Source organism: Arthrobacter pascens, from assembly GCF_030816475.1.
Lineage (GTDB): Bacteria > Actinomycetota > Actinomycetes > Actinomycetales > Micrococcaceae > Arthrobacter > Arthrobacter pascens_B.
This window is the reverse complement of sequence record NZ_JAUSXF010000001.1, coordinates 98,199-119,878: the sequence shown is the minus strand read 5'-3', so window position 1 is coordinate 119,878 and position 21,680 is coordinate 98,199. Positions and strand designations below refer to the sequence as shown.

Below are 21,680 nucleotides of genomic sequence, written 5' to 3'. Positions count from 1 at the left end.
AAAACTGTACGCCATGGGTGACATGCGCGACAAGAGGTGCGTCAATGTGGAACTCAAGGGTTGACTGATCGCTGTCGGAGGGGTCACTATTTTCGTATACGATTTCGTACTTGATGAGGAGACAGTTTTGGAGCAGGTCACTGACGACACCTTTGCAGCCGCACGCAAGGTGATCGCCGTCCACATCAACTACCCCAGCCGCGCCGCCCAGCGGGGCCGCACGCCGGCCCAGCCGTCCTACTTCCTAAAGCCCCCGTCCTCGCTTTCACTGACCGGCTCAGCCGTTGAGCGTCCAGCGGGCTGCGAACTTTTGGGTTACGAAGGTGAGGTGGCACTGATCATCGGCAAGCCTGCCCGCCGGGTCAGCGTTGAAGATGCCTGGAGCCACGTGGAGTGGGTCACGGCCAGCAACGACTTGGGTGTCTACGACCTTCGCTACGCGGACAAGGGCTCCAATCTCCGGTCGAAGGGCGGCGACGGCTTTACTCCGGTGGGCCCGGCCCTCATCCCGGCAGACGACGTCGACCCCGCACACCTTCGCATCCGCACTTGGTATAACGGAGAACTGGTGCAGGACGACACCACGGAGGACCTGCTCTTCCCGTTTGCCCGGCTAGTCGCGGACCTCTCCCAGCTGCTCACCCTCGAAGAGGGGGACATCATCCTCACCGGCACCCCTGCCGGCGCGTCAGTGGCCAAGCCGGGAGACGTCGTCGAGGTTGAAATCAGCGCAGGCGAGGTCACCAGTGGCCGGCTGGTCACGCGGGTGGAGGAAGGCACGACGCCGTTCGCCGACTTTGGTGCCGGGCCCCGGGTTGATGACCTGCAAAGGGAAGAGGCCTACGGCTCGCGTGAAGCGGCCGGGCTGCCGGCCCAGGACCCTGAGCAGGCTTCACCCGCCCTGAGCGCGGAGCTGAAGGCCAAACTGGAGAGCGTCTGTACGGCCACGCTGTCCTCACAATTGCGCAGACGCGGCCTGAACAACGTCAGCATCGACGGCCTCACCTCCACCCGGCCGGAAAAGCGCGTGGTGGGGCTGGCCCGGACGCTGCGGTACGTCCCCAACCGGGAAGACCTGTTCAAGACCCACGGTGGCGGCTTCAACGCCCAGAAACGCGCCATCGATTCGGTCAACGAGGGCGAAATCCTGGTCATGGAAGCCCGCGGGGAAAAGGGAACGGGCACCATCGGCGACATCCTGGCGCTGCGTGCACAGGTCCGCGGCGCGGCAGCCATCATCACCGACGGCGGCGTCCGGGATTTCTCTGCCGTTGCAGCAATGGATATGCCCACCTACTATGCCAACCCGCACCCCGCCGTGCTGGGCCGCCGCCACATCCCCTGGGACACGGACATCACCATCGCCTGCGGTGGTGCCACCGTGCAGCCCGGAGACATCATCGTGGCCGATTCAGACGGCATCCTGGTCATCCCGCCCGGGCTGGCCGAGGAAGTGGCGGACGATTCCATCGACCAGGAACGTGAGGAAGCCTTCATCACCGAAATGGTGGAGCAGGGCCACAGCGTGGACGGGCTCTACCCACTGAACGCGGAATGGCGGACGAAGTATGAGGAATGGAACGGAATGGGGAGCAGGGAAAGCCGATGACTGAGACTGTAACCGCCACCAAAACCGGCACCAGCAACGGTAGCAAATCCGAGCAGGCTTACACTGCAGTCAAGGAGCGGATTGTGGGCGGCACCTACACGCCCGGCTACCGTCTGGTCCTGGCAAAAATCGCCCAGGACCTCGGCTTCAGCGTAGTCCCTGTCCGGGAGGCCATCCGCCGGCTCGAGGCCGAAGGGCTCGTGACATTCGAACGCAACATTGGCGCCACGGTAGCAGGGATCGATCCCACCGAATACCTGTACACCATGCAGACTCTGAGCATCGTGGAGGGTGCTGCCACCGCGCTGTCGGCGCCCCTCATCGGCAGCGCCGACATTGAGCGCGCCCGTGCCGTCAACGCCGACATGCGCGAATGCCTGGAACATTTTGACCCTGTCCGCTTCACGCGGCTGAACCAGGACTTCCATAGCGTCCTGTTCGAGCACTGCCCCAATCCCCACATCCTGGACCTGGTCCACCGGGGCTGGAACAGGCTCGCCTCCCTGCGCTCCTCCACCTTCCGTTTCGTCCCCGGCCGCGCGCGCGACTCTGTGGATGAACACGAAAACCTCCTTCGGCTCATCGAGTCCGGCGCTACCGCCGACGACATCGAAAAGGCCGCAAGGGTGCACCGCTCCGCCACCCTGGACGCCTACCTGGCGCAGGCTCCCATCACTCCCCCAATCAACGCGGGGTCACTTAACGCCCATTAGGACGCCCCGGATGGGCCATAAGTGACCCCGCGTTGCACTGAAAAGACAGCAAGGAAACAACAATGACGTTCACTGCCGAACAGACCAAACACCATTACGTGCCGCAGGACTTGCCCACGCACATCCAGCACTACATCAACGGCCAGTTCGTTGATTCAGTGGGCGGGAAGACCTTCAACGTCCTGGACCCGGTCTCGAACACGAACTACGCCACCGCCGCCGCCGGCCAGAAAGAGGACATCGACCTCGCGGTCGCCGCCGCCCGCGAGGCATTTGTTAATGGCCCGTGGCCGAAGATGAAACCCCGCGAACGTGCCCGCGTCCTGAACCGGATTGCCGACGCCGTCGAAGCCCAGGAGGACCGGCTCGCCGAACTCGAAACCTTCGACACGGGCCTGCCGATCACCCAGGCCAAGGGCCAGGCGCTGCGCGCGGCGGAGAACTTCCGCTTCTTCGCTGACCTGATCGTGGCCCAGTTCGACGACGCCATGAAGGTCCCCGGCTCACAAATCAACTACGTGAACCGCAAGCCGATCGGCGTCGCGGGCCTGATCACGCCGTGGAACACCCCGTTCATGCTCGAGTCCTGGAAACTCGCCCCGGCCCTGGCCACCGGCAACACAGTGGTCCTCAAACCGGCCGAATTCACCCCGTTGTCCGCCTCGCTCTGGGCCACCATCTTCAAGGACGCCGGCCTGCCCGACGGCGTGTTCAACCTGGTTAACGGCCTGGGCGAGGAAGCCGGCGACGCGCTGGTCAAGCACCCGGACGTGCCGCTGATCTCCTTCACCGGCGAAACCACCACGGGCCAGACGATCTTCCGCAACGCCGCCGCCAACCTCAAAGGCCTGTCCATGGAACTCGGCGGCAAGTCCCCCTGCGTCGTGTTCGCCGACGCCGACCTGGACGCCGCGATCGACTCCGCCCTGTTCGGCGTCTTCTCGCTCAACGGCGAACGCTGCACCGCCGGCTCCCGCATCCTCGTCGAGCGCGCCATCTACGACGAATTCTGCGAAAAGTACGCCGCCCGTGCCAAGAACATCGTCGTCGGGGACCCGCACGACCCCAAAACCGAAGTCGGTGCCCTGGTCCACCCGGAGCACTACGACAAGGTGGCGTCCTACGTGGAGATCGGCAAGTCCGAAGGCCGGCTCCTGGCCGGCGGCGGACGGCCGGAAGGGCTGCTCGAAGGAAACTACATCGCACCCACCGTCTTCGCCGACGTCTCCCCCGACGCACGGATCTTCCAGGAGGAAATCTTCGGTCCCGTCGTGGCCATCACCCCGTTCGAGAACGACGACGAAGCCCTCGCCCTCGCGAACAACACCCGCTACGGGCTGGCCGCCTACATCTGGACCCAGAACCTGACACGCGCGCACAACTTCTCCCAGAACGTGGAAGCCGGCATGGTGTGGCTCAACAGCCACAACGTCCGGGACCTGCGCACCCCTTTCGGCGGAGTCAAGGCCTCCGGGCTTGGCCACGAAGGCGGCTACCGCTCCATCGACTTCTACACCGACCAGCAGGCAGTCCACATCACCCTCGGCACCGTCCACACGCCCAAGTTCGGCAACATCGAAGACTCCGCCGCCAACGAAGGCTAAGAAAGACACCCCTTATACCTGCTCAAAGAAGAGAGACCCTCATGACCAACTTCGTCCCGACCCCCTCAGCCCCGGCTCCGGACATCGTCCGCTGCGCCTACATGGAAATCGTGGTCACCGACCTCGCCAAATCCCGCGCCTTCTACGTGGACCTGCTCGGCCTGCACGTCACCGAGGAAGACGAGAACACCATCTACCTGCGCTCCCTGGAGGAGTTCATCCACCACAACCTGGTACTGCGCAAGGGGCCTATCGCCGCCGTCGCCGCGTTCGCTTACCGGGTGAAGTCCCCCGCGGAAGTGGACGCCGCCGAGGCGTACTACAAGGAACTGGGCTGCCGCACCGAACGCCGCAAGGAAGGCTTCACCAAAGGCATCGGCGACTCCGTCCGGGTCGAGGACCCGTTGGGCTTCCCGTACGAGTTCTTCTATGACGTGGAGCACGTGGAGCGCCTCACCCAGCGCTACGACCTCTACTCCGCCGGGGAACTGGTCCGGCTGGACCACTTCAACCAGGTCACCCCGGACGTCCCCCGCGGCCGCAAATACCTCGAAGACCTCGGCTTCCGCGTCTCCGAAGACATCAAAGACTCCGACGGCGTCACCTACGCCGCGTGGATGCACCGCAAGCAGACAGTCCACGACACCGCACTCACCGGCGGGAACGGACCCCGGATGCACCACGTCGCCTTCGCCACGCACGAAAAGCACAACATCATCCAGATCTGCGACAAGATGGGCGCCCTGCGCATCAGCGACCGGATCGAACGCGGCCCCGGCCGGCACGGCGTATCCAACGCCTTCTACCTCTACATCCTGGACCCGGACGGGCACCGCATCGAGATCTACACCCAGGACTACTACACCGGCGACCCCGATAACCCCACCATCACCTGGGACGTCCACGACAACCAGCGCCGCGACTGGTGGGGCAACCCCGTAGTCCCCTCCTGGTACACCGAGGCCTCCCTGGTCCTGGACCTGGACGGCAACCCGCAGCCTGTGATCGTCCGCGAGGAAAAGAGCGAAATGGCAGTCACGGTCGGCGCCGACGGCTTCTCCTATACCCGTAAAGACGGCGAGCCCGACTCGGACAGGACAGGCTTCAAGCTAGGGGCGCAGCTGTAGCCATGATGGATGCCACGACGATTGAGGCCATCGCGGACGAACTGCTGAAAGCCGGCCGCAACCGCACTCCGGTCCCCCGCCTGACTGCCCGCTATCCGGACATGACGGTGGAGGATTCCTATGCGGTGCAGAAGTTGTGGCGGCGCCGGAACGAGGACGCCGGCAGGACCCTGGTGGGGCGGAAGATCGGCCTCACGTCCAAAGCCATGCAGGCCGCCACGGGCATTACAGAGCCGGACTATGGCGCCATCTTTGACGACATGGTGCTGGAAACCGGCTGCTCAGTGGTGTGGGACAAGTACACCCACCCGCGGGTGGAGGTGGAGCTCGCCTTTGTCCTGAAAGACGGGCTCAAAGGCCCCGGCTGCACCATCTTTGATGTCCTGAACGCCACCGACTACGTGGTTCCGGCCCTGGAGATCCTGGATTCCCGGATCGAGATGGAGGGCCGGACCATCGTGGACACCATCGCGGACAATGCCGCGATGGGGGCGATGGTGGTGGGCGGCCGCCCGGTGAAGCCGGACGCCGTCGACCTGCGCTGGGTCTCTGCCATCCTCTACAAGAACCAGACAGTTGAGGAAACCGGCGTGGCAGCGGGAGTCCTGGACCATCCGGCAAACGGGGTGCACTGGCTGGCCAACAAGATCGCGGCCCATGGGGACAGCATGAAGGCCGGGGACATCATCCTGGCCGGGTCGTTCACCCGCCCGTTGTGGGTCTACAAGGGAGACACTGTGCACGCAGACTACGGACCGCTGGGGAGCATCACATGCCGCTTCGAGTAGAAGGCACCTTCCGCGATGCCCTGGCCAAGGCAGACCGCCCGCTGGCCGGCATGTGGGTGTGTTCCGGCAGCCCGCTCATCGCCGAACTCTGTGCCGGGTCCGGCCTGGACTGGCTCCTCATCGACGCCGAGCACAGCCCCAACGGCCTCGAATCCATCCTCGCCCAACTGCAGGCGGTCAACGGCTACGCGGTGCACGCCGTGGTCCGTCCGCCCTTCAATGACACCGTGCTGATCAAGCAGTACCTGGACCTGGGGGTGCAGAACCTGCTGATCCCCATGGTCAACTCGGTGGCCGAAGCCGAGGCGGCGGTTGCGGCTACCCGCTACCCGCCGCAAGGTGTGCGCGGGGTTGGTTCTGCCCTGGCCCGGGCGGCCCGTTGGAACCGCGTGCCGGACTACCTGGCCCGCGCCGGCGAAACCATCAGCGTCACAGTCCAGGTCGAATCGACGGCGGCAGTGGACTCCGTGGCGGACATCCTCAAGGTGGACGGCGTCGACGCCATCTTCCTGGGACCTTCGGACCTTGCAGCCTCCCTGGGCCTGCTGGGACAGCAGGAACATCCGGACGTGCGTGCCGCCGTCGAACACTGCCTTCATGCCGCAAAAGCCGCCGGCAAACCCGCCGGCGTGAACGCCTTCAACCCCGTCATCGCTCATCATTACCTGGACGCCGGCGCATCGTTTGTGCTCGTGGGGGCCGACGTCGCCCTGCTGGCCCGTGGCTCCGAGGCGCTCGCCGCCGAATATATCAAGCCGGATAACGGCGACAGCTCCAACGACGGCACCCCGGCCAGCTACTAAATCGCGGCGCTAACCAGGGCGGCCCTAACCCACGGCTGCACTAACCCATGGCCGGTGCTACAGAGGTCGACGAGCTGAACTGGCGGCGCGCCCAGCGGGCCAGCTTCTTGCCCTTGCCCTTCCAGAAGTTGTCCTCGTCCTTGTCGTGATGCAGCCGAAAGACGATGGCCACCATCACGAAGACGCCCATGGCAACGTCCAGCCATGACCGGAAGGCCGCGTCCACCAGCACACTGACACCCATCGCGACCACTGACGGGATGGCAAGCGTCCTGAACACCGTGCTGGCCAGGTAACGCCTGTGCGATCGCGGCACGGACAGGGCACGGACCATGTCGAAGCACATGCAAACCACCACCAGGGTCTGTCCCAAGGCCAGCAGGACCAGTCCGGGCATTGAGCCGGCGAACATGGTAACTCCCGCCATTCCGTCGCTCATCGGACGCACCCCCGTTCAGCTGTGCAGGAAAGGGACACCGGCTTATGACTTGAACCAAACACGCAAAAACACCCCCAGAGAGACCTAAGAACCTTGCTTGTAAGAACCAGCTGTAGCTCCATTCAAGACATCGGCCGGGCCCGGGTCACGAGTAGCCGGTACTCTATTCCGGGCGTCTCCGGGCGCTCTGGATACTCGTTCCTACCCGCACGGCGCCTGATTGGCGCGCCATTCCCCAGCGCCTAAACGGGCCAGCGCCTATTCCCGTGCGCCTATTCCCCGAGTGCCCTCGGACGCCAGACCACCACGGCCTGCGAGCGTGCACGCGGGCGCTGGCCGCGGGCCAGGCTCACGACATCGCCCGCAGCACCGGCGGCAAAGATCCGCGAGTCGAGGGGATTACGACGGCGGCTCAGTTCCTCGGTCAGTTCGCCCACCCTGCGCTGGAGTGCAGCCACCTGGTTCTCCAGGTCGAGGATCCGTTTGATGCCTTCGAGTGAGACACCCTCGTGCGACAGCCGTTGCACCTCCCGCAGCATGTTGACGTCCCGCTGTGAGTAGCGGCGGGACTTGCCGGGGGCCCGGCTGGGCGAAACGATGCCCAGCCTGTCGTACTGCCGCAGTGTCTGCGGGTGCATGTCAGCAAGCTCCGCCGCGACGGAAATGACGAAGATCGGCTGGTCGGCGCTGATGTCCACGGGTCTGCTCCGCTGCTAGAGCCGGGCCTTGACGGCCAGGCCTGCCCGGACGTCCGCGTCGGCTGTTGCAGCGGCGAAGGCCTTGACCGCCTCTTCTGCTTCCTTGTTCAGGTTCTTCGGAACCGCGACGTCGATAGTCACCAGCAGGTCGCCCGCACCTTTGGCCGTCTTCACGCCGTGGCCCTTGACCCTGAGCGTACGCCCGGACGGGGTGCCCGCCGGGACACGCACCCGGACCTTCTCGCCGTCGATGGTGGGGACCTCGATGTCGGCGCCCAAAGCAGCCTCCGGGAAGGTGACAGGCACATGAACGCGGAGGTTGTCGCCGTCGCGCGTGTAGAAATCGTGGGGTTTGACCGAGACGGTCACCACCAGGTCACCGCTGCCAGCGGGGCCGGGTTGACCCTTGCCGCGGACACGGACCTTCTGGCCGTCCTTGATCCCGGCAGGCACGCGGACGTCAATAACTTCGCCGTTGGGTTCACGCAGGCCTATGGTGGTGCCGCGGATGGAACCGGCGAACGAAATCGTGGTGGAGGCGGTCCGGTCGGAGCCTTTCTGCGGTGCGCGCTGGAAGCCTGGCTGGGCTCCGAACCCGCCGCCGAACAGGTCGGCGAACTCGGGCGGGATGCCGCCGGAAGTGCTGAAGCCGCCAGCGTGGCGTCCGGTGCTTCCAGTGAACAGGCCGCCGAACATGTCCTCGAAACCGCCGTTGGCTGCGCCGCCACCGCCGGGCGCGAACCGGGCGCCGCCGCCCATGGCACGGATGGCGTCGTACTGCTGGCGCTCGTCCGGATCCGACAGCACCGAATACGCCTCGGAGATGTCCTTGAACTTCTTCTCGGACGCCGAGTTCCCCGAGTTGGTATCCGGGTGATGCTGGCGTGCGAGCTTCCGGTAGGCCTTCTTGATGTCGGCGTCGGAAGCGTCCTTGGCGATACCAAGGATCGCGTAAAAGTCCTTGTCCACCCAATCCTGGCTAGCCAATGGCGTTTCCTTTCAATCTGTACTTGCTAAAGCTCTACACGCTGCATGGGCCCCCGCCCCTACGCCGGGCGGCTTGGGATCTGCGATCCCACGCCGCCCGGCTCCGATAGGCCCGATGCCACTCCCTGGGCCCATGTAGCGCTCCGAGCTTGTGGTCATCTCACCTTAGGTGACACGAACGCCAAACGCCGGAGCGGATGAGGGGGCCCGGGAGTGGCATCGGGCCTGCCGGAGCGTGGAGGCAAAGTCCTTCAGGACTTTGCCTCCACGCGTAGGGGCGGGGCCCCCTCATCCGCGGAGGCGTGGACTTGGGAACTACGCCGGAACCGCGACGATCACCTGGGCTGCGCGGAGGACGCGGTCGCCTGACTTGTAGCCTGAGCGGAGCACCTGGCTGACCGTGTCAACGTCGATGTCCTCGCCGGGCTGCTGGATGAGGGCCTCGTGGATCGTGGGATCGAACTCCACTCCGGTCTCATCAATGCGAACCAGGCCGTACGTCTTCAGCGCATTCTCCAGCTTGGCGGCGATGGCAGCGAACGGGCCGTCGGCCAGGTCGCCGTGCTGGCGGGCAGCATCGACGTCGTCCAGCACCGGGAGCAGCGAGTTCAGGACGCCGATGACGGCCATCTCCCCTGCCACGGCACGGTCGCGCTCAACGCGCTTGCGGTAGTTGACGTACTCGGCCTGGAGGCGGAGAAGGTCATTCTTCAGCTCGGCTGCCTCAGCGGTCCCTGCACCCTGGGCCACGGATTCCTCGGCAGGCACTTCGATGCCGTTGAGGATCTCCTCGGCCTGGGCCAGGGCGTCGCCGTCGGAATCCGCAGCCGATGCAGCTTCCGATGACGCAGCCCCTGCCCCGGCTGCCGTTCCGGCCTGCTGTTCACCCTGGGGGTGCCGCGCCGCCCCGGTCACCGGGTCAACCTTGCGGTTGTCCCGGATCACGGGCTCCTGGGAGTTGCCCTGCTGTTCCTGCTGGCGTTCCTGGCTCTCCTGGCTCGCCTGGCGTTCGTTGCCCGGGGAAGCCGTGTGCTCTTCCTCGTTACCGTGATGAGGCATGTCTACTTCTTCGCTTCGTCTTCGTCGATGATCTCGGCGTCGACGATGTCCTCGTCAGTCGAACCCGTGCCGCCGGCGGCACCCGGGGCGCCTTCTGCACCAGCAGCACCGGCGCCGTCAGGGGAACCGGCGTGGGCGTAGATGGCCTCGCCGAGCTTGCTCTGGGAAGCCTGCAGCTTCTCGAAAGCAGTCTTCACGGCGGCGTCATCGGTGCCTTCAAGCGCCTTCTTGAGCTCGTCGACGTCGGCCTGGACCTCGGTCTTGACCTCTTCCGGCAGCTTGTCGGCGTTGTCCGCGATGAGCTTGTCCACGGAGTAGGCGAGCTGCTCGGCAGTGTTGCGGGTGTCCGTAGCCTCGCGGCGGGCCTTGTCTTCGGCGGCGTGCTCCTCGGCGTCACGGACCATTCGGTCAATGTCTTCCTTGGAGAGCGCGGTGCCGCCGGTGATGGTCATCGACTGTTCCTTGCCGGTGCCCTTGTCCTTGGCGGACACGTGCACGATGCCGTTGGCGTCGATGTCGAAGGTGACCTCGACCTGCGGGACGCCGCGCGGGGCCGGCGCGATGCCGGTCAGCTCGAACGTGCCCAGCGGCTTGTTGTCGCGGGTGAACTCGCGCTCGCCCTGGAAGACCTGGATAGCCACGGACGGCTGGTTGTCATCAGCCGTGGTGAAGGTCTCGGACCGCTTGGTGGGGATGGCCGTGTTGCGCTCGATCAGGTGCGTCATGACGCCGCCCTTGGTCTCGATGCCCAGGGACAACGGTGTGACGTCGATGAGCAGCACGTCCTTGCGCTCGCCCTTCAGGACACCTGCCTGCAGTGCGGCGCCGACGGCCACGACCTCATCCGGGTTAACGCCCTTGTTCGGCTCCTTGCCGCCGGCCATTTCCTTGACCAGTTCGTAGACGGCAGGCATACGGGTGGAACCACCCACGAGCACGATGTGGTCAATCTGGGAGAGCTTGATGCCTGCTTCCTTGATGACGTCCTGGAACGGCTTCTTGGTGCGGTCCAGCAGGTCCTTGGTGAGGTCCTGGAACTTGGCGCGGGTCAGCTGCTCGTCCAGGTGGACCGGGCCGTCAGGCGTGACGGACAGGTACTGGAGGGAGATGTTGGTGCTGGTGGAGGAGGAGAGTTCCTTCTTGGCCTGCTCCGATGCCTCACGCAGACGCTGCAGGGCGATCTTGTCCTTGGACAGGTCGATGCCCTTGATCTTGAGCTGCTTCAGCAGGTACTCAACAACGCGCTGGTCCCAGTCGTCGCCGCCGAGGTGGTTGTCACCGGCAGTGGAGCGCACCTGGATGGTGGAGAACTCGTCCTCGTCCTTGCCGACTTCCAGCAGGGAAACGTCGAAGGTTCCACCACCGAGGTCGAACACGAGGATGAGTTCGTCTTCCTTGCCCTTGTCCAGGCCGTATGCCAGGGCAGCTGCGGTGGGCTCGTTGACAATGCGCAGGACGTTCAGGCCGGCAATTTCGCCGGCCTCCTTGGTGGCCTGACGCTGGGCGTCATTGAAGTATGCCGGCACCGTGACCACGGCGTCGGTGACCTTTTCGCCCAGGTACGACTCGGCGTCGTTCTTAAGCTTCATCAGGATGCGGGCGGAGATTTCCTGCGCGGTGTACTTCTTGTCGTCAATGGCGACGGTCCAGTCGGTGCCCATGTGGCGCTTGACTGAAGCGATGGTGCGGTCAATGTTGTTGACTGCCTGACGCTTGGCAATCTCGCCGACCAGGACCTCACCGGACTTGGAAAACGCAACGACCGACGGCGTGGTGCGGCCGCCCTCAGCGTTGGCAATAACGGTGGGCTCGCCACCTTCGAGAACGGAGACGACGGAGTTGGTGGTTCCGAGGTCGATACCTACTGCACGTGACATGTGTTGCTTCCTTCTTTCCTTGGAAACTTACTGGCGCCCACTCATTGAGCGTTCTCCACTCAACTTTACTCCGGGCGGACGGGATGTCAATCCAAAGTTGAGTCAACCTCGCTCAAGTTTGGATTTTTGGCCGCAAAGGATCACCGTTAAACCCCGGAATGACGGGTCCGGGCCCCGCCATGAGGGCACTGGATCGTTTAGTTCGCCCTGCGTGAACGCAGGCTAGGAGTTCCTGTCCTCATCGGTCTCGGCTTCACGTGCAGTCCCGACTGTGCCGGCATCGTCGTAATCGCCTGTCGGATATTTGCCCTCGCCGAGTTCCTCACCCTCGGGGCGCAGGACGCCGGCATCGCCATGGTCGCCTTCAACGTACTGCCCGCCTTCGCCCTCGAGGCCGGGCGCGGTGCCGGCCTTGCGGCGTTCGTTCCCGGCTGCGGATTCGGTATTTTCGATGTTTTCGCTCATGGCGCCGTCTCCTTGAGGTTCCGCGTCTTTCAGGGCGCACTGGCAGTTTACTCACCGCGGAGCGGACGAGACAGAGTTCCCGGGCGATTGGTCAACCCCTTCCAGCCGCCGCTGATCGGGGTAACCCCTGGCGCGTCACGCAGGGCAGGCTTTTATCCCCTGCCGGGGAGCCCGTCCCTGCAAATCCGCGGCCGAGCCCCGGCCCCGGACCCAAAAGCATGCGTGGGGTGACGCGGCGGCCCGCACCTACCCGCTGCGAAAGCCCGCAAGCTGCGCCAGCAAGGCGAGGTGGTGCTCAAACAGTTCGTCGCGCGCGCTAAAGGTGTCCGCGCCGTACTGCCCGAACACCTCGAAGCTCACCGTACCGAACAGCGACGTCCAGACCAGCGCGCCCCGAGCCAGGAGGGCGTCGGGCAGCCCCACGCCGAGTTCGGACCGGACGGCTTCCAGATCGGCGGACAAACCGGGATGCACGACGGCGGATGGCTGGGCAGGCGCCAGCTCACCGGCCCGGTACGCAGAGTCATATATGGCGATCAGCGCGAAGATGACGCGCGTACCAGGCGCCATTGTTTGTCCCGCAGGCGCCTGGTAGCCAGGCACCGGACTGCCGAACAACAGGCCATAACGGGCAGGTTCACGCAACGCCCAGTCCCGGACCGCCCTCCCCAGGGCGCAAAACCGGCCCGCGTGGTCAGCGGCGGGCCTTTCGGAGACGGCCGCATCCACGGCGTCACCGAGGTCGTTGTAGGCATCCACCAGCAGGAGCGTGAGCAGTTCATCCCGGTTGGCCACATACCGGTACACAGCCGAGGACACGACCCCCAGATCCCGGGCCACGGCACGCAGCGAGAGGGCAGCGGCGCCATGTGTGGCGAGATGCTCACGGCCCAGCCGGATGATGTCAGCGACCGTCTGCGCCCTCGCCCGCTCCCTGGGCGTCCTGGGGGCGGCACGAGTGTCTTTGGTGGCATCCGTCATAGCTTCAGCATCGCACAAATCAGAGCAGTGTCAGCAAATGAGAGCACTGCTCTTGACTTGGCGGGATCTGCAGTCCACACTGAAGCGAGAGCACCGCTCTCGTGAACCGCAATCCCCTCAATCGCAAACCCATGAACCACAACCCGGAGGAAACCGTGTTAGAACTGCATGTAGTAACCGGAGCAGGACCCGTCGGATGGACAGTCGCGGAACAACTGGCCGAACGGGGGCACCGGGTCCGCGTCCTGACCAGGTCCGGCAGCGGGCCGGAGCACGCGCTGGTCGAACGCGTGGCCGCAGATGCCGGGAACTCCGCCAAATTGGGGCACGTTATGTCCGGCGCTACCGCCGTCTACCACTGCATCCACGGCTCCGCCTACCGGGCCTCCGCGTGGCAGGCGGAACTGCCCGGCGCGGAGCAGGCGGTGCTGGCAGCGGCAGGCGAGGCGGGCGCCGTCGTCGTCTTTCCCGAAAGCCTCTACTCCTATAGCGAGCCGGACAGTGTCATGACGGAGGACGCGCCACGGGCAGCACGGGGAGGCAAGCGTGGCATTCGGACCGAACTGCTGAGTGCCAGGGCCGAGTCGGAAACGGACACGGTCAGCGTGGTGGCCGCAGATTTCTTCGGGCCCCGGGTGCGGACCGCCCATGCCGGTGAGCGTATGGTGCCGGCCGTCCTTGCCGGAAGGAAGCTCAGTGTCATCGGCAGCACGAAGCAGCCGCACTCCTTCACCTATGTCCCGGACCTGGCGGCGGCGATGATCCGCGCCGCCGGGAATCCGTCGGCGTGGAACAAGGTATGGCACGCTCCCACCGGGCCCGCGGTGACGCAGCGGGACCTGGCCGCCGCCTTTGCGGATGCCGCCGGGGTGAAGGCGCCGTCCGTGGGAGTCCTGCCGGGCTGGCTACTCCGGACGGCAGGCGCGTTCTCCGGGGACGCCCGCGAACTGGCCGAGATGCTCTACCAGTTCGAGAAGCCGTTCATCATGGATTCCGCGGCCAGTGAGGCTGCGCTTGGCCTGCAGCCGACGCCCTTGCCAGTGGCCGCGGCCGCCACAGTGGCCTGGTGGCGTGCGCAGTCATGACCTGGGCCCTCCGCCAGCAATCCAGGTCGCGGTTCATGCCGCCATGAGGGAACCGTGGCGACGTTCACCGCCGGCTACGCGGGCTTACGGTAGCGTTTGGTTATGAGTCTGCAGCAGCCCGGAGACGATGTTTACACGCACGGCCACCACGAGTCCGTGGTCCGCGCCCATGCCTCCCGGACGGCGGAGAATTCGGCCGCCTTTGTCATCCCTCACCTGACGCCCGGGGCGGACGTGCTCGACGTCGGCTGCGGGCCTGGGAGTATCACGTGCGACTTTGCGGGGCTCGTGGCGCCCGGCAAGGTCACGGGCCTGGACCGCTCGCCGGATATCATCGCGCAGGCCACTGCCCTCGCCGCCGAGCGCGGCGTGGACAACGTGGAATTCGTGGCCGGAAACATCTACGACCTTGATTTTGAGGATGAGACCTTCGACGTCGTTCACGCGCACCAGGTGCTCCAGCATCTCACCGACCCGGTGGAGGCGTTGCGGGAAATGCGCCGCGTGGCCAAGCCCGGCGGGATCGTTGCCGTACGCGACGCCGATTTCCATGGCATGAGCTGGTACCCGGCGATTCCGGAGCTGGATGAGTGGATGGACCTGTACCAACGGATTGCCAGGCGCAACGGTGGCGAACCCGACGCCGGCCGCCGCCTGGTGTCCTGGGCCCAGTCAGCGGGGTTCACCGACGTGGCCCCCAGCAGCAGCAACTGGCTCTATGCCACAGGCCAGCAGCGGCGCTGGCAGGCCCGGGTCTGGGGCGAGCGGGTGCTGCATTCAGCCTTCGCGGAGCAGGCCCTGGAGTATGGCTTCGCCAATCCCGCGGACCTCGCCCGCATCTCGGCCGGCTGGCACCGCTGGGGATCCACCGACGACGGCTGGTTCCTGATCCCCAACGGGGAAATCATCGCCCGTGCGTGAGTAGCCGTGGCCGTGACAGCCCGGTGAGCACCTTCACGGTTGTGAGCCCGGGGCCGAACTCCGGATGAAGCCACCCTAAACTTGGGGAGTGCAATTATCCCTTTGGCTGGCTTTGGCCGGCGCCGGCGTCCTGGTCAGCTTCACACCCGGTGCCGGCGCCATCAACACCATGAACAACTCGCTGACCTCCGGTTTCCGCCGCACCATCTGGGGGATCCTGGGGCAGCAGGCGGCGCTGGTCATCCATGTCGTAATCGTTGCCCTGGGCGTGGGCGTGCTGGTAGCTAGTTCCCCGCTGGCCTTCAACGTGATCCGCTACACGGGTGCCGCGTATCTGGTGTACCTGGGTATCAGGCAGTTCCTGAGTAAACCTGTCGAAAACCAGGACGATGACGCCGCCCTCGCGAATGAGCCCGCTGGAGCCATGTTCAAGCGCGGCTTCTGGGTGAACCTGCTTAACCCCAAGGCGATTGTGTTTTTCCTGGCGTTCATGCCGCAGTTCATCCACCCGGAGCAGCCGCTCCTGCCCCAGTACGTGGTGCTGACGGCCACGGTGGTGGTCATCGACATCCTGGTCATGTGGTTCTTCTTTGCCCTCGCCGCCAGGTCCTTCCAGCGTTTCACCCGCAATGCCCGCGGGCAAACGGTCCTCAGCCGGATTTTCGGCCTGCTGTTCGTCGCCGTCGGCATCCTGCTGGCCCTGATCCACTAAGACCGCAGCCCAAAAAGACGACATATGACCGATTCTGCAAGTCATTTTACGAAACACTAAATGTTCATGAATCCGAGCTAGCCAAGACGGTCCGCAGCCGCGCATGCTTGGGACATGAACTCATCGTCGAGCCCATACCGGATCATCGCCGTATGCACCGGAAACATCTGCCGATCCCCCATGGCAGCGTTGATGTTGGCCTCGGCGCTTGAGGCGGAAGGTTTAGACGGAAGAGTCACTGTGGACTCCGCTGGCACCACCGGTTATGAAGCGGGAAGGCCGATCGATCCACGGGCTGCACGCCGGCTCGGTGCCACCCAGATCGTTTCGGATCGGCACGTCGCCAGGGAATGGCAGGACGAGTGGTTCCGCGAGCGCGATCTCATCCTTGCACTGGACGTGGACCATTTCGCCTGGCTGCGTGAAGCTGCCCCGGACCAGGAATCCATGGATAAGGTGCGCATGCTGCGGAGCTTTGATCCGAAGGTGTCCGGCCGGGACCCGCTGGACCAGGGCATCGAAGACCCGTGGTACGGGGGCCAGGCCGATTTTGACGCCGTCTGGCAGCAGATCCACGGCGCGCTGCCGGGGATCATTCGGCACGTCCGGTCCGCCCTCACGCAGGCGGTACCGATCCAGCGGCGGACGGTAGCCGAACCGGCAGCAGGTACGCTCTAATTCATGACCCCCGCTCCTGTGATCATCGCCATCGACGGGCGGTCCGGCGCAGGAAAAACCACCCTGGCCATCGAGCTGGCCGCCCTGCTGCGGAGCCATCACAAGGTCTCGCTCTTCCACCTTGAGGACATCTACCCGGGCTGGAACGGGCTCACGGCAGGCATCGAACGTTACGTTTCCACGGTGCTCAAGCCCCTGAGTAGCGGCGAGCGCGCCGTGTGGACCAGCTGGGACTGGGAAAGGCACTACGACGGCGACACGCGGGTCACGATGCCCGCGGAGATCGTGATTGTCGAAGGCGTGGGGGCGGCCGCGGCGGAGGCCCGGCCGCTCCTGAGCGCCGTTGTCTGGGCGGACTCGCTGGCGGACCTGCGGCGGACCCGGGCGCTCAACCGGGACGGCGGCACCTATGAGCCGTACTGGGACCACTGGGCGGAGCAGGAGGACGCCTGGCTCGCCGGAGATGACGTTCCCCGGCACGCCGACATCCGGGTGCTTAACGGGGCGGACGGGTCGGCCCCGGCAGACGTCCTGCAGCTCCTCCCCTGTTTGCCCGCACTGGCGCCGGCGCTGACTCCGGAACTTTATGCCCGCCGCGGCCTCAGGCTCCGGGCGGAGCGGCTGGAGTCCCGGCCTGATGCCGCCGCCCTGTTCGACACGCTTTACGGCAACTCGGCCAATGCCGTCTGGCTGGACTCCTCTAACGCCCCCGCCTCGCCTCCTGCCGGGCAGTCGCCCGCCACCGAGCGCAGCCGCTTCAGCATCCTCGCGGACGACGGCGGCGCGTTCGGCCAGTCCGTCACCCACCGTTCCGGCGAGAGCCTTATCGCGGCAGGTTCCGCCAGTGCCAGGGTGACGGGCCCGTTCTTCCGCTGGCTGGACACCGCCTGGGGCCGCGAGGCAGTGCGCACGCCCGAGGGCTATCCCGGCGATTTCACCCTGGGATGGCTTGGCTGCCTGGGCTACGAGCTCAAGCGGGAAACCGGGGGCTCCGACGTTTCCGCGTCCACTCCTGATGCCGCACTGATCTTCGCCGGCCGGGCGGTGGTCCTGGACCATGCCGAGGGAACCGCGTGGCTCCTGGCCCTGGAGTCCCCGGACGCGGAAAACTGGCTGGCGGCGTCCCGCGAAGCAGTGGCAGCAGCCGCGGCAGCCGAAGGCCCTGCTGCACCCGGCGACCCCGCAGCGCAGGCCGGCGGCAGCACCGCCGTCGTCCTTCCGGACAAGGTGCCGTTCAGCAGCCGCGACACCCAGCAGTCCTACAAGGCGAAGATCGCCGCCGCCCAGCACGAAATCGGGGAGGGGAACTCCTACGAAATCTGCCTCACCACCACCCTTTCGGCCCGGCTGCCCGCTGATGCAGTGCCGCCCTGGCACACCTACCTGGCCCTGAGGCGGAAGAACCCCGCACCGTTCGCCAGCTACCTGCGGTTCGGCGGGCTCACCGTCGCCAGTACGTCGCCTGAGCGGTTCCTCAAAATAGCGTCCGACGGCGGCATGCGCGCCGAACCGATCAAGGGCACCCGCCGCCGGGCCTCGGATCCGGTCCGCGACGTGCAGCTGCGGCACGACCTGGCGACGTCCCTCAAGGACCGTGCCGAAAACATCATGATCGTGGACCTGCTGCGGAACGACCTCAGCCACTTCGCGGAGCCGGGTTCGGTCACCGTGAGCCGGCTCTGCGAGATCGAAAGCTACGCCACGGTGCACCAGCTGGTCAGCACCATCGATGCGCGGCTGCTGCCGGGGGCGCCGCGTGCGGAGGCAGTGGCGGCGTGCTTTCCGGCCGGATCGATGACCGGCGCGCCAAAGATCAGCACCATGGCCATCCTGGACCGGCTCGAAGAAGGGCCCCGCGGTATCTATTCCGGGGCGATCGGCTACTTCTCGCTGAACGGCGCAACGGACCTGGCCGTGGCCATCCGGACGCTGGTGATCACGGCGGGCGACAACAGGAGCGAAGCGGGGGACGGCACAGCGGGGAACGGCAGCGGCGGGGACGGCACCCGAGGGGCGACGACGGCGGAACTGACTCTCGGCGTCGGCGGCGCCATCACCGCTGACTCCGTGCCGGACGAGGAATACGAGGAGATCCGGGTCAAGGCGTTCGGCGTCCTCTCCACATTGGGTGCGGAGTTCCCCGAGCTCTAAGGCCTATTGGACTGTTGCCGTCAGCCGGGCCACGTTGTCTACGTACCTGGCGGCGAGCGGCCGCCTGAGCCACTCGTTGAGTTTGAGCTCGTGCGAGATGTCCCGATACGTGTTTTCCACGGCCCGCATGCTGTTCACGATGTCCTCGCCGAGCAGCATCACGGAGACTTCCATGTTCAGCGAGAAGGAACGCATGTCCATGTTGCTCGAGCCCAGCACCGCCACTTCGTCGTCAATGGTGAAGTGCTTTGCGTGCAGCACGAACGGTGCCTTGTACAGATAGATCCGCACTCCCGCTTCCAGCAGCGCCTCATAGTACGAGCGCTGGGCGTGGTGGACCAGGAACTGGTCGCCCTTCTCGGAAACGAACAGCTCCACATCCACTCCGCGCTGGGCGGCGGTGGTGATGGCGTAAAGCAGGGAGTCGTCGGGCACGAAATACGGGCTGCAGATGGAGATCCGGTGCTGGGCGGAGTAGATCAGGGTATTAAAGAGCCGCAGGTTGTTTTCGGTGATGAACCCGGGCCCGCTGGGCACCACCTGGGCCGTCACCTTGCCTGGTTCCGGGTTAGAGGGCAGCTGCAGCTGATGCTCAAGGGATTCATCCGTCTCACTGAGCCAGTCGGTCGCGAAGACCACGTTCAGTGTGGTGACGATCGGCCCCTGCAGGCACGCCATGAGCTCCACCCATTCCCTGCCCGCCTTGCGGTGCTTGGGACTGTTGTAGGACGGCTCGATCAGGTTCTGGGAACCGGTGAAGGCCAGTTCGCCGTCGATCACCATGATCTTTCGGTGGTTGCGCAGGTCCGGGCGCCGCCACTGGCCGTGGATCGGCAGCAGCGGGAGCATCCGCTTCCACTGGATCTTGCCCGCCCGCAGGCGCTTGAGCAGCTTCCGGTAGCCCTTGATCCGGAGCGTGCCGATGTGGTCGAACAGGACACGCACCTCCACACCGCGTTCCGCCGCCTCCTCCATGGCGGTCAGCAGATCGTCCGTGATGTGGTCCGTGCTCATGATGTAGAACTCGGCGTTGACGAATGTCCTGGCCTTGCGCACGGCCTCGGTCATGGCCAGGATCGAGTCGGGATAGCCGGGGATGAGTTCCACGGAGTTGCCGTCCACCATCGGAAGGGACCCCAGCCTGCGGTTCAGTTCCGCGGCGGACGTCACCCACTCCGGTCCCGGGTATCCGCTTTCGGCGTCAGAGAGTGAGGAGATGCCGGCCCGCACCCTTTCATTGACCTGCTCCTGCTGCTGGCGGCGGCGGCTGGAGAGCTTGAAGTTGCCGAACAGCAGGAAAAGGGCCAGGCCGAGGAACGGCACGAAGAAGATGCCCAGCAGCCACGCCATTGCGGTGGTGGGGCGCCTGTTGCCGGGAATGATGCCTACCGCCAGGACCCTGATCACGAGGTCCGCGACACTGAGCAGCACCACAAGCCACGCCGGTGACGTGCCCGCAAGCGAAAATGGCCACAACACTCGAACAACCCCCGGATTGAGCGTGCCCTGCGGACGGTTTCCAGCCAGGGCAGTGACCACAGCTTATCGGCGGCGGGCCGGACTAAGCTGGATCCATGACTTCTCCTGCCCCTGTCGTGCTCGTTTTCCTTGATCCCGCGTTCCCGAACGGCCGGCTGGCGGATGCCTCCAAGCCGCAGCTGATGGCCACGGACCAGGGGGCCATCAGGGGTGACGGCGTCTTCGAATCGATGCTCGCGGTGGGCGGGTCCGTGCGTAAGCTCCAGGCACACCTTGACCGCCTGGACAGCTCGGCGCTGGCCCTCGACCTGGAGAATCCGGGGCAGGACCGTTGGCGCAAGGCCATCGAAACCGGTGTCGCGGAGCACCGGATGCAGCACCCCGCCCCTTCCCCTGCCGATGATGAGCTGGTGGTGAAGCTGGTGGTAACCCGTGGAGTGGAAGGAGCCGGCTCCCCCACCTGCTGGGTCCAGGTTTCCCCGGTCGGTGCTGCAGGACGCCGGCAGCGCGAGACGGGCATCGACGTTATCCTCCTGGACCGTGGTCATGACAGTGGGGTGGCTGAGCGGGCCCCCTGGCTGCTGATGGGCGCCAAGACCCTTTCCTATGCCGTGAACATGGCCGCCTTGCGGTACGCGCACAAGCAGGGCGCTGACGATGTCATCTTCACCTCATCCGACGGCAGGGTCCTGGAAGGTCCTACCTCGACAGTCCTGCTCGCCCACCTGGAAACGTCCGACGACGGCGCCGGCGGCAACCGCACGACGCGGCGGCTGGTCACGCCCCGGCTGGACAGCGGTATCCTCCCCGGAACGTCCCAGGGGGCTTTGTTCAATGCTGCAAGGGCCGCCGGCTGGGAACTCGGCTACGGTCCGCTGGAACCGCAGGACCTGCTGGAGGCCGACGCCGTGTGGCTGATTTCCAGCATCCGCCTGCTGGCGCCGGTCAACCACATCGACGGCAAGGAAATCGGCACGCCAGCCATCCAAAAGCAGCTGACCGCGGAACTGAACGAACTGTTCGCAGGGATCCAGTAGCTACTGCCCCTTCGGGTATTCAGCCTCGGTGACGTGGTCACCCCACGCAGTTTCCGGTCCTTCCTGACCGTCGCCCAGTGCTTCCCACATGGCCAGGTGGCTCATGAAATGGTCCGGCGCTGCACCGTGCCAGTGCTCCTCGCCCGGAGGCGTATAGATGGTGTCGCCGGGGCGCAGTTCAATGATTTCGCCGCCGCGTGCCTGCACCAGGCCGCGGCCGTCCGTCACATGCAGGGTCTGGCCATTCGCATGGGAGTGCCACGCCGTGTGGGCTCCCGGGGCGAACCGGACCATATTCACGCGCAGCTGCGAGGGTTCCTCGCCTCTGGCGATGACATCGAACCAGACTTCGCCGGCAAACATGTGGGCCGGTCCCTTGTTGCTGGCCGGCTTAGGCAGGATTTCCAAGGTTACTTCCTTAGGATGGTGCGGATCAGGTAGCCGCATCAAGGCTAGGACCTGTGAGG

Annotated in this window: 21 protein-coding genes; 12 read left to right on the top strand and 9 right to left on the bottom strand. The window is 65.4% G+C overall.

The annotated features are described in order from the left end of the window. The first annotated feature begins 127 nt into the window (after nucleotides 1-127). The 6 genes from QFZ40_RS00545 to QFZ40_RS00520 all read left to right on the top strand — a co-directional run bounded on the left by QFZ40_RS00545 (nucleotide 128) and on the right by QFZ40_RS00520 (nucleotide 6,644). Nucleotides 128-1,609 carry a fumarylacetoacetate hydrolase family protein gene (locus QFZ40_RS00545; RefSeq protein ID WP_306902234.1) on the top strand — a complete coding sequence of 494 codons (1,482 nt, stop codon included), beginning with the start codon at nucleotides 128-130 and terminating at the stop codon, nucleotides 1,607-1,609. Continuing rightward, nucleotides 1,606-2,322: a GntR family transcriptional regulator gene (locus tag QFZ40_RS00540; protein WP_306902232.1), complete on the top strand. Its 717-nt coding sequence runs from the start codon at nucleotides 1,606-1,608 to the stop codon at nucleotides 2,320-2,322. The genes QFZ40_RS00545 and QFZ40_RS00540 overlap by 4 nt, the downstream gene beginning before the upstream one ends. A 62-nt stretch (nucleotides 2,323-2,384) precedes the next feature. Continuing rightward, on the top strand, nucleotides 2,385-3,926 hold the full coding sequence (gene hpaE, locus QFZ40_RS00535) for a 5-carboxymethyl-2-hydroxymuconate semialdehyde dehydrogenase (protein WP_306902231.1): 1,542 nt from the start codon (nucleotides 2,385-2,387) through the stop codon (nucleotides 3,924-3,926). A gap of 41 nt (nucleotides 3,927-3,967) precedes the next feature. Further along, nucleotides 3,968-5,053, top strand: a complete 1,086-nt coding sequence (hpaD, locus tag QFZ40_RS00530) for a 3,4-dihydroxyphenylacetate 2,3-dioxygenase (RefSeq protein WP_306902230.1) — start codon at nucleotides 3,968-3,970, stop codon at nucleotides 5,051-5,053. Between the two features lie 2 nt (nucleotides 5,054-5,055). Further along, nucleotides 5,056-5,841: a 2-oxo-hept-4-ene-1,7-dioate hydratase gene (gene hpaH / locus QFZ40_RS00525; protein WP_306902228.1), complete on the top strand. Its 786-nt coding sequence runs from the start codon at nucleotides 5,056-5,058 to the stop codon at nucleotides 5,839-5,841. After that, complete coding sequence (locus QFZ40_RS00520; protein ID WP_306902227.1) at nucleotides 5,826-6,644, top strand: HpcH/HpaI aldolase/citrate lyase family protein; 819 nt, start codon at nucleotides 5,826-5,828, stop codon at nucleotides 6,642-6,644. Before hpaH ends, QFZ40_RS00520 begins: the two co-directional genes overlap by 16 nt. 40 nt (nucleotides 6,645-6,684) lie before the next feature. On the opposite strand, the gene QFZ40_RS00515 is transcribed toward QFZ40_RS00520, so the two are convergent. From QFZ40_RS00515 to QFZ40_RS00485, 7 genes are all read right to left on the bottom strand, one after another. Continuing rightward, nucleotides 6,685-7,083, bottom strand: coding sequence for a hypothetical protein (locus QFZ40_RS00515; protein WP_306902226.1), 399 nt, complete (start codon nucleotides 7,081-7,083; stop codon nucleotides 6,685-6,687). 272 nt (nucleotides 7,084-7,355) lie between these two features. Continuing rightward, the gene (locus QFZ40_RS00510; protein ID WP_306902225.1) at nucleotides 7,356-7,781 is read right to left on the bottom strand and encodes a heat shock protein transcriptional repressor HspR; all 426 of its coding nucleotides are present in this window, start codon (nucleotides 7,779-7,781) and stop codon (nucleotides 7,356-7,358) included. Between the two features lie 15 nt (nucleotides 7,782-7,796). Next, a complete protein-coding gene (locus tag QFZ40_RS00505; RefSeq protein WP_306902224.1) occupies nucleotides 7,797-8,768 on the bottom strand; it encodes a DnaJ C-terminal domain-containing protein in 972 nt (323 codons plus the stop codon). Nucleotides 8,769-9,083: 315 nt separating this feature from the next. Continuing rightward, complete coding sequence (locus tag QFZ40_RS00500; RefSeq protein WP_306902222.1) at nucleotides 9,084-9,827, bottom strand: nucleotide exchange factor GrpE; 744 nt, start codon at nucleotides 9,825-9,827, stop codon at nucleotides 9,084-9,086. A gap of 2 nt (nucleotides 9,828-9,829) precedes the next feature. Further along, nucleotides 9,830-11,704, bottom strand: coding sequence for a molecular chaperone DnaK (gene dnaK, locus QFZ40_RS00495; protein ID WP_306902221.1), 1,875 nt, complete (start codon nucleotides 11,702-11,704; stop codon nucleotides 9,830-9,832). Nucleotides 11,705-11,926: 222 nt separating this feature from the next. After that, nucleotides 11,927-12,169 carry a hypothetical protein gene (locus tag QFZ40_RS00490; RefSeq protein WP_306902220.1) on the bottom strand — a complete coding sequence of 81 codons (243 nt, stop codon included), beginning with the start codon at nucleotides 12,167-12,169 and terminating at the stop codon, nucleotides 11,927-11,929. Between the two features lie 246 nt (nucleotides 12,170-12,415). Then, the gene (locus tag QFZ40_RS00485) at nucleotides 12,416-13,150 is read right to left on the bottom strand and encodes a TetR/AcrR family transcriptional regulator (RefSeq protein ID WP_306902219.1); all 735 of its coding nucleotides are present in this window, start codon (nucleotides 13,148-13,150) and stop codon (nucleotides 12,416-12,418) included. 131 nt (nucleotides 13,151-13,281) lie between these two features. Here QFZ40_RS00485 and QFZ40_RS00480 point away from each other — a divergent pair, with 131 nt between their 5' ends. From QFZ40_RS00480 to QFZ40_RS00460, 5 genes are all read left to right on the top strand, one after another. Continuing rightward, nucleotides 13,282-14,235: an NAD-dependent epimerase/dehydratase family protein gene (locus QFZ40_RS00480; protein WP_306902218.1), complete on the top strand. Its 954-nt coding sequence runs from the start codon at nucleotides 13,282-13,284 to the stop codon at nucleotides 14,233-14,235. Nucleotides 14,236-14,337: 102 nt separating this feature from the next. Then, nucleotides 14,338-15,156: a methyltransferase domain-containing protein gene (locus QFZ40_RS00475; protein WP_306902216.1), complete on the top strand. Its 819-nt coding sequence runs from the start codon at nucleotides 14,338-14,340 to the stop codon at nucleotides 15,154-15,156. An 88-nt stretch (nucleotides 15,157-15,244) separates the two neighbouring features. After that, nucleotides 15,245-15,868 carry a LysE family transporter gene (locus QFZ40_RS00470; protein ID WP_306902214.1) on the top strand — a complete coding sequence of 208 codons (624 nt, stop codon included), beginning with the start codon at nucleotides 15,245-15,247 and terminating at the stop codon, nucleotides 15,866-15,868. Between the two features lie 114 nt (nucleotides 15,869-15,982). Further along, nucleotides 15,983-16,546, top strand: coding sequence for a low molecular weight protein-tyrosine-phosphatase (locus QFZ40_RS00465; protein ID WP_306902212.1), 564 nt, complete (start codon nucleotides 15,983-15,985; stop codon nucleotides 16,544-16,546). Nucleotides 16,547-16,549: 3 nt separating this feature from the next. Beyond that, nucleotides 16,550-18,697, top strand: coding sequence for a chorismate-binding protein (locus QFZ40_RS00460; RefSeq protein ID WP_306902211.1), 2,148 nt, complete (start codon nucleotides 16,550-16,552; stop codon nucleotides 18,695-18,697). 3 nt (nucleotides 18,698-18,700) lie between these two features. Here QFZ40_RS00460 and cls read toward each other — a convergent pair whose 3' ends face one another. Continuing rightward, nucleotides 18,701-20,173 (bottom strand): cardiolipin synthase, encoded by a 1,473-nt coding sequence (gene cls, locus QFZ40_RS00455; protein WP_306906776.1) that lies wholly within the window; start codon nucleotides 20,171-20,173, stop codon nucleotides 18,701-18,703. Nucleotides 20,174-20,271: 98 nt separating this feature from the next. On the opposite strand from cls, the gene QFZ40_RS00450 reads away from it, so the two are divergent. Beyond that, nucleotides 20,272-21,213 carry an aminodeoxychorismate lyase gene (locus QFZ40_RS00450; RefSeq protein WP_306902210.1) on the top strand — a complete coding sequence of 314 codons (942 nt, stop codon included), beginning with the start codon at nucleotides 20,272-20,274 and terminating at the stop codon, nucleotides 21,211-21,213. Here the strand turns inward: QFZ40_RS00450 and QFZ40_RS00445 are convergent, their stop codons facing one another. Then, nucleotides 21,214-21,621: a (R)-mandelonitrile lyase gene (locus QFZ40_RS00445; RefSeq protein ID WP_306902208.1), complete on the bottom strand. Its 408-nt coding sequence runs from the start codon at nucleotides 21,619-21,621 to the stop codon at nucleotides 21,214-21,216. Nucleotides 21,622-21,680: the final 59 nt, after the last annotated feature.

What these genes read in the sequence shown, in the direction of transcription:
- QFZ40_RS00540 (WP_306902232.1), top strand. Translation starts at nt 1,606, where the DNA reads ATGACTGAGACTGTAACCGCCACCAAAACCGGCACCAGCAACGGTAGC.
- hpaE (WP_306902231.1), top strand. Translation starts at nt 2,385, where the DNA reads ATGACGTTCACTGCCGAACAGACCAAACACCATTACGTGCCGCAGGAC.
- hpaD (WP_306902230.1), top strand. Translation starts at nt 3,968, where the DNA reads ATGACCAACTTCGTCCCGACCCCCTCAGCCCCGGCTCCGGACATCGTC.
- hpaH (WP_306902228.1), top strand. Translation starts at nt 5,056, where the DNA reads ATGATGGATGCCACGACGATTGAGGCCATCGCGGACGAACTGCTGAAA.
- QFZ40_RS00520 (WP_306902227.1), top strand. Translation starts at nt 5,826, where the DNA reads ATGCCGCTTCGAGTAGAAGGCACCTTCCGCGATGCCCTGGCCAAGGCA.
- QFZ40_RS00515 (WP_306902226.1), bottom strand. Translation starts at nt 7,083, where the DNA reads ATGAGCGACGGAATGGCGGGAGTTACCATGTTCGCCGGCTCAATGCCC.
- QFZ40_RS00500 (WP_306902222.1), bottom strand. Translation starts at nt 9,827, where the DNA reads ATGCCTCATCACGGTAACGAGGAAGAGCACACGGCTTCCCCGGGCAAC.
- dnaK (WP_306902221.1), bottom strand. Translation starts at nt 11,704, where the DNA reads ATGTCACGTGCAGTAGGTATCGACCTCGGAACCACCAACTCCGTCGTC.
- QFZ40_RS00490 (WP_306902220.1), bottom strand. Translation starts at nt 12,169, where the DNA reads ATGAGCGAAAACATCGAAAATACCGAATCCGCAGCCGGGAACGAACGC.
- QFZ40_RS00485 (WP_306902219.1), bottom strand. Translation starts at nt 13,150, where the DNA reads ATGACGGATGCCACCAAAGACACTCGTGCCGCCCCCAGGACGCCCAGG.
- QFZ40_RS00480 (WP_306902218.1), top strand. Translation starts at nt 13,282, where the DNA reads ATGAACCACAACCCGGAGGAAACCGTGTTAGAACTGCATGTAGTAACC.
- QFZ40_RS00475 (WP_306902216.1), top strand. Translation starts at nt 14,338, where the DNA reads ATGAGTCTGCAGCAGCCCGGAGACGATGTTTACACGCACGGCCACCAC.
- QFZ40_RS00465 (WP_306902212.1), top strand. Translation starts at nt 15,983, where the DNA reads ATGAACTCATCGTCGAGCCCATACCGGATCATCGCCGTATGCACCGGA.
- QFZ40_RS00460 (WP_306902211.1), top strand. Translation starts at nt 16,550, where the DNA reads ATGACCCCCGCTCCTGTGATCATCGCCATCGACGGGCGGTCCGGCGCA.
- QFZ40_RS00450 (WP_306902210.1), top strand. Translation starts at nt 20,272, where the DNA reads ATGACTTCTCCTGCCCCTGTCGTGCTCGTTTTCCTTGATCCCGCGTTC.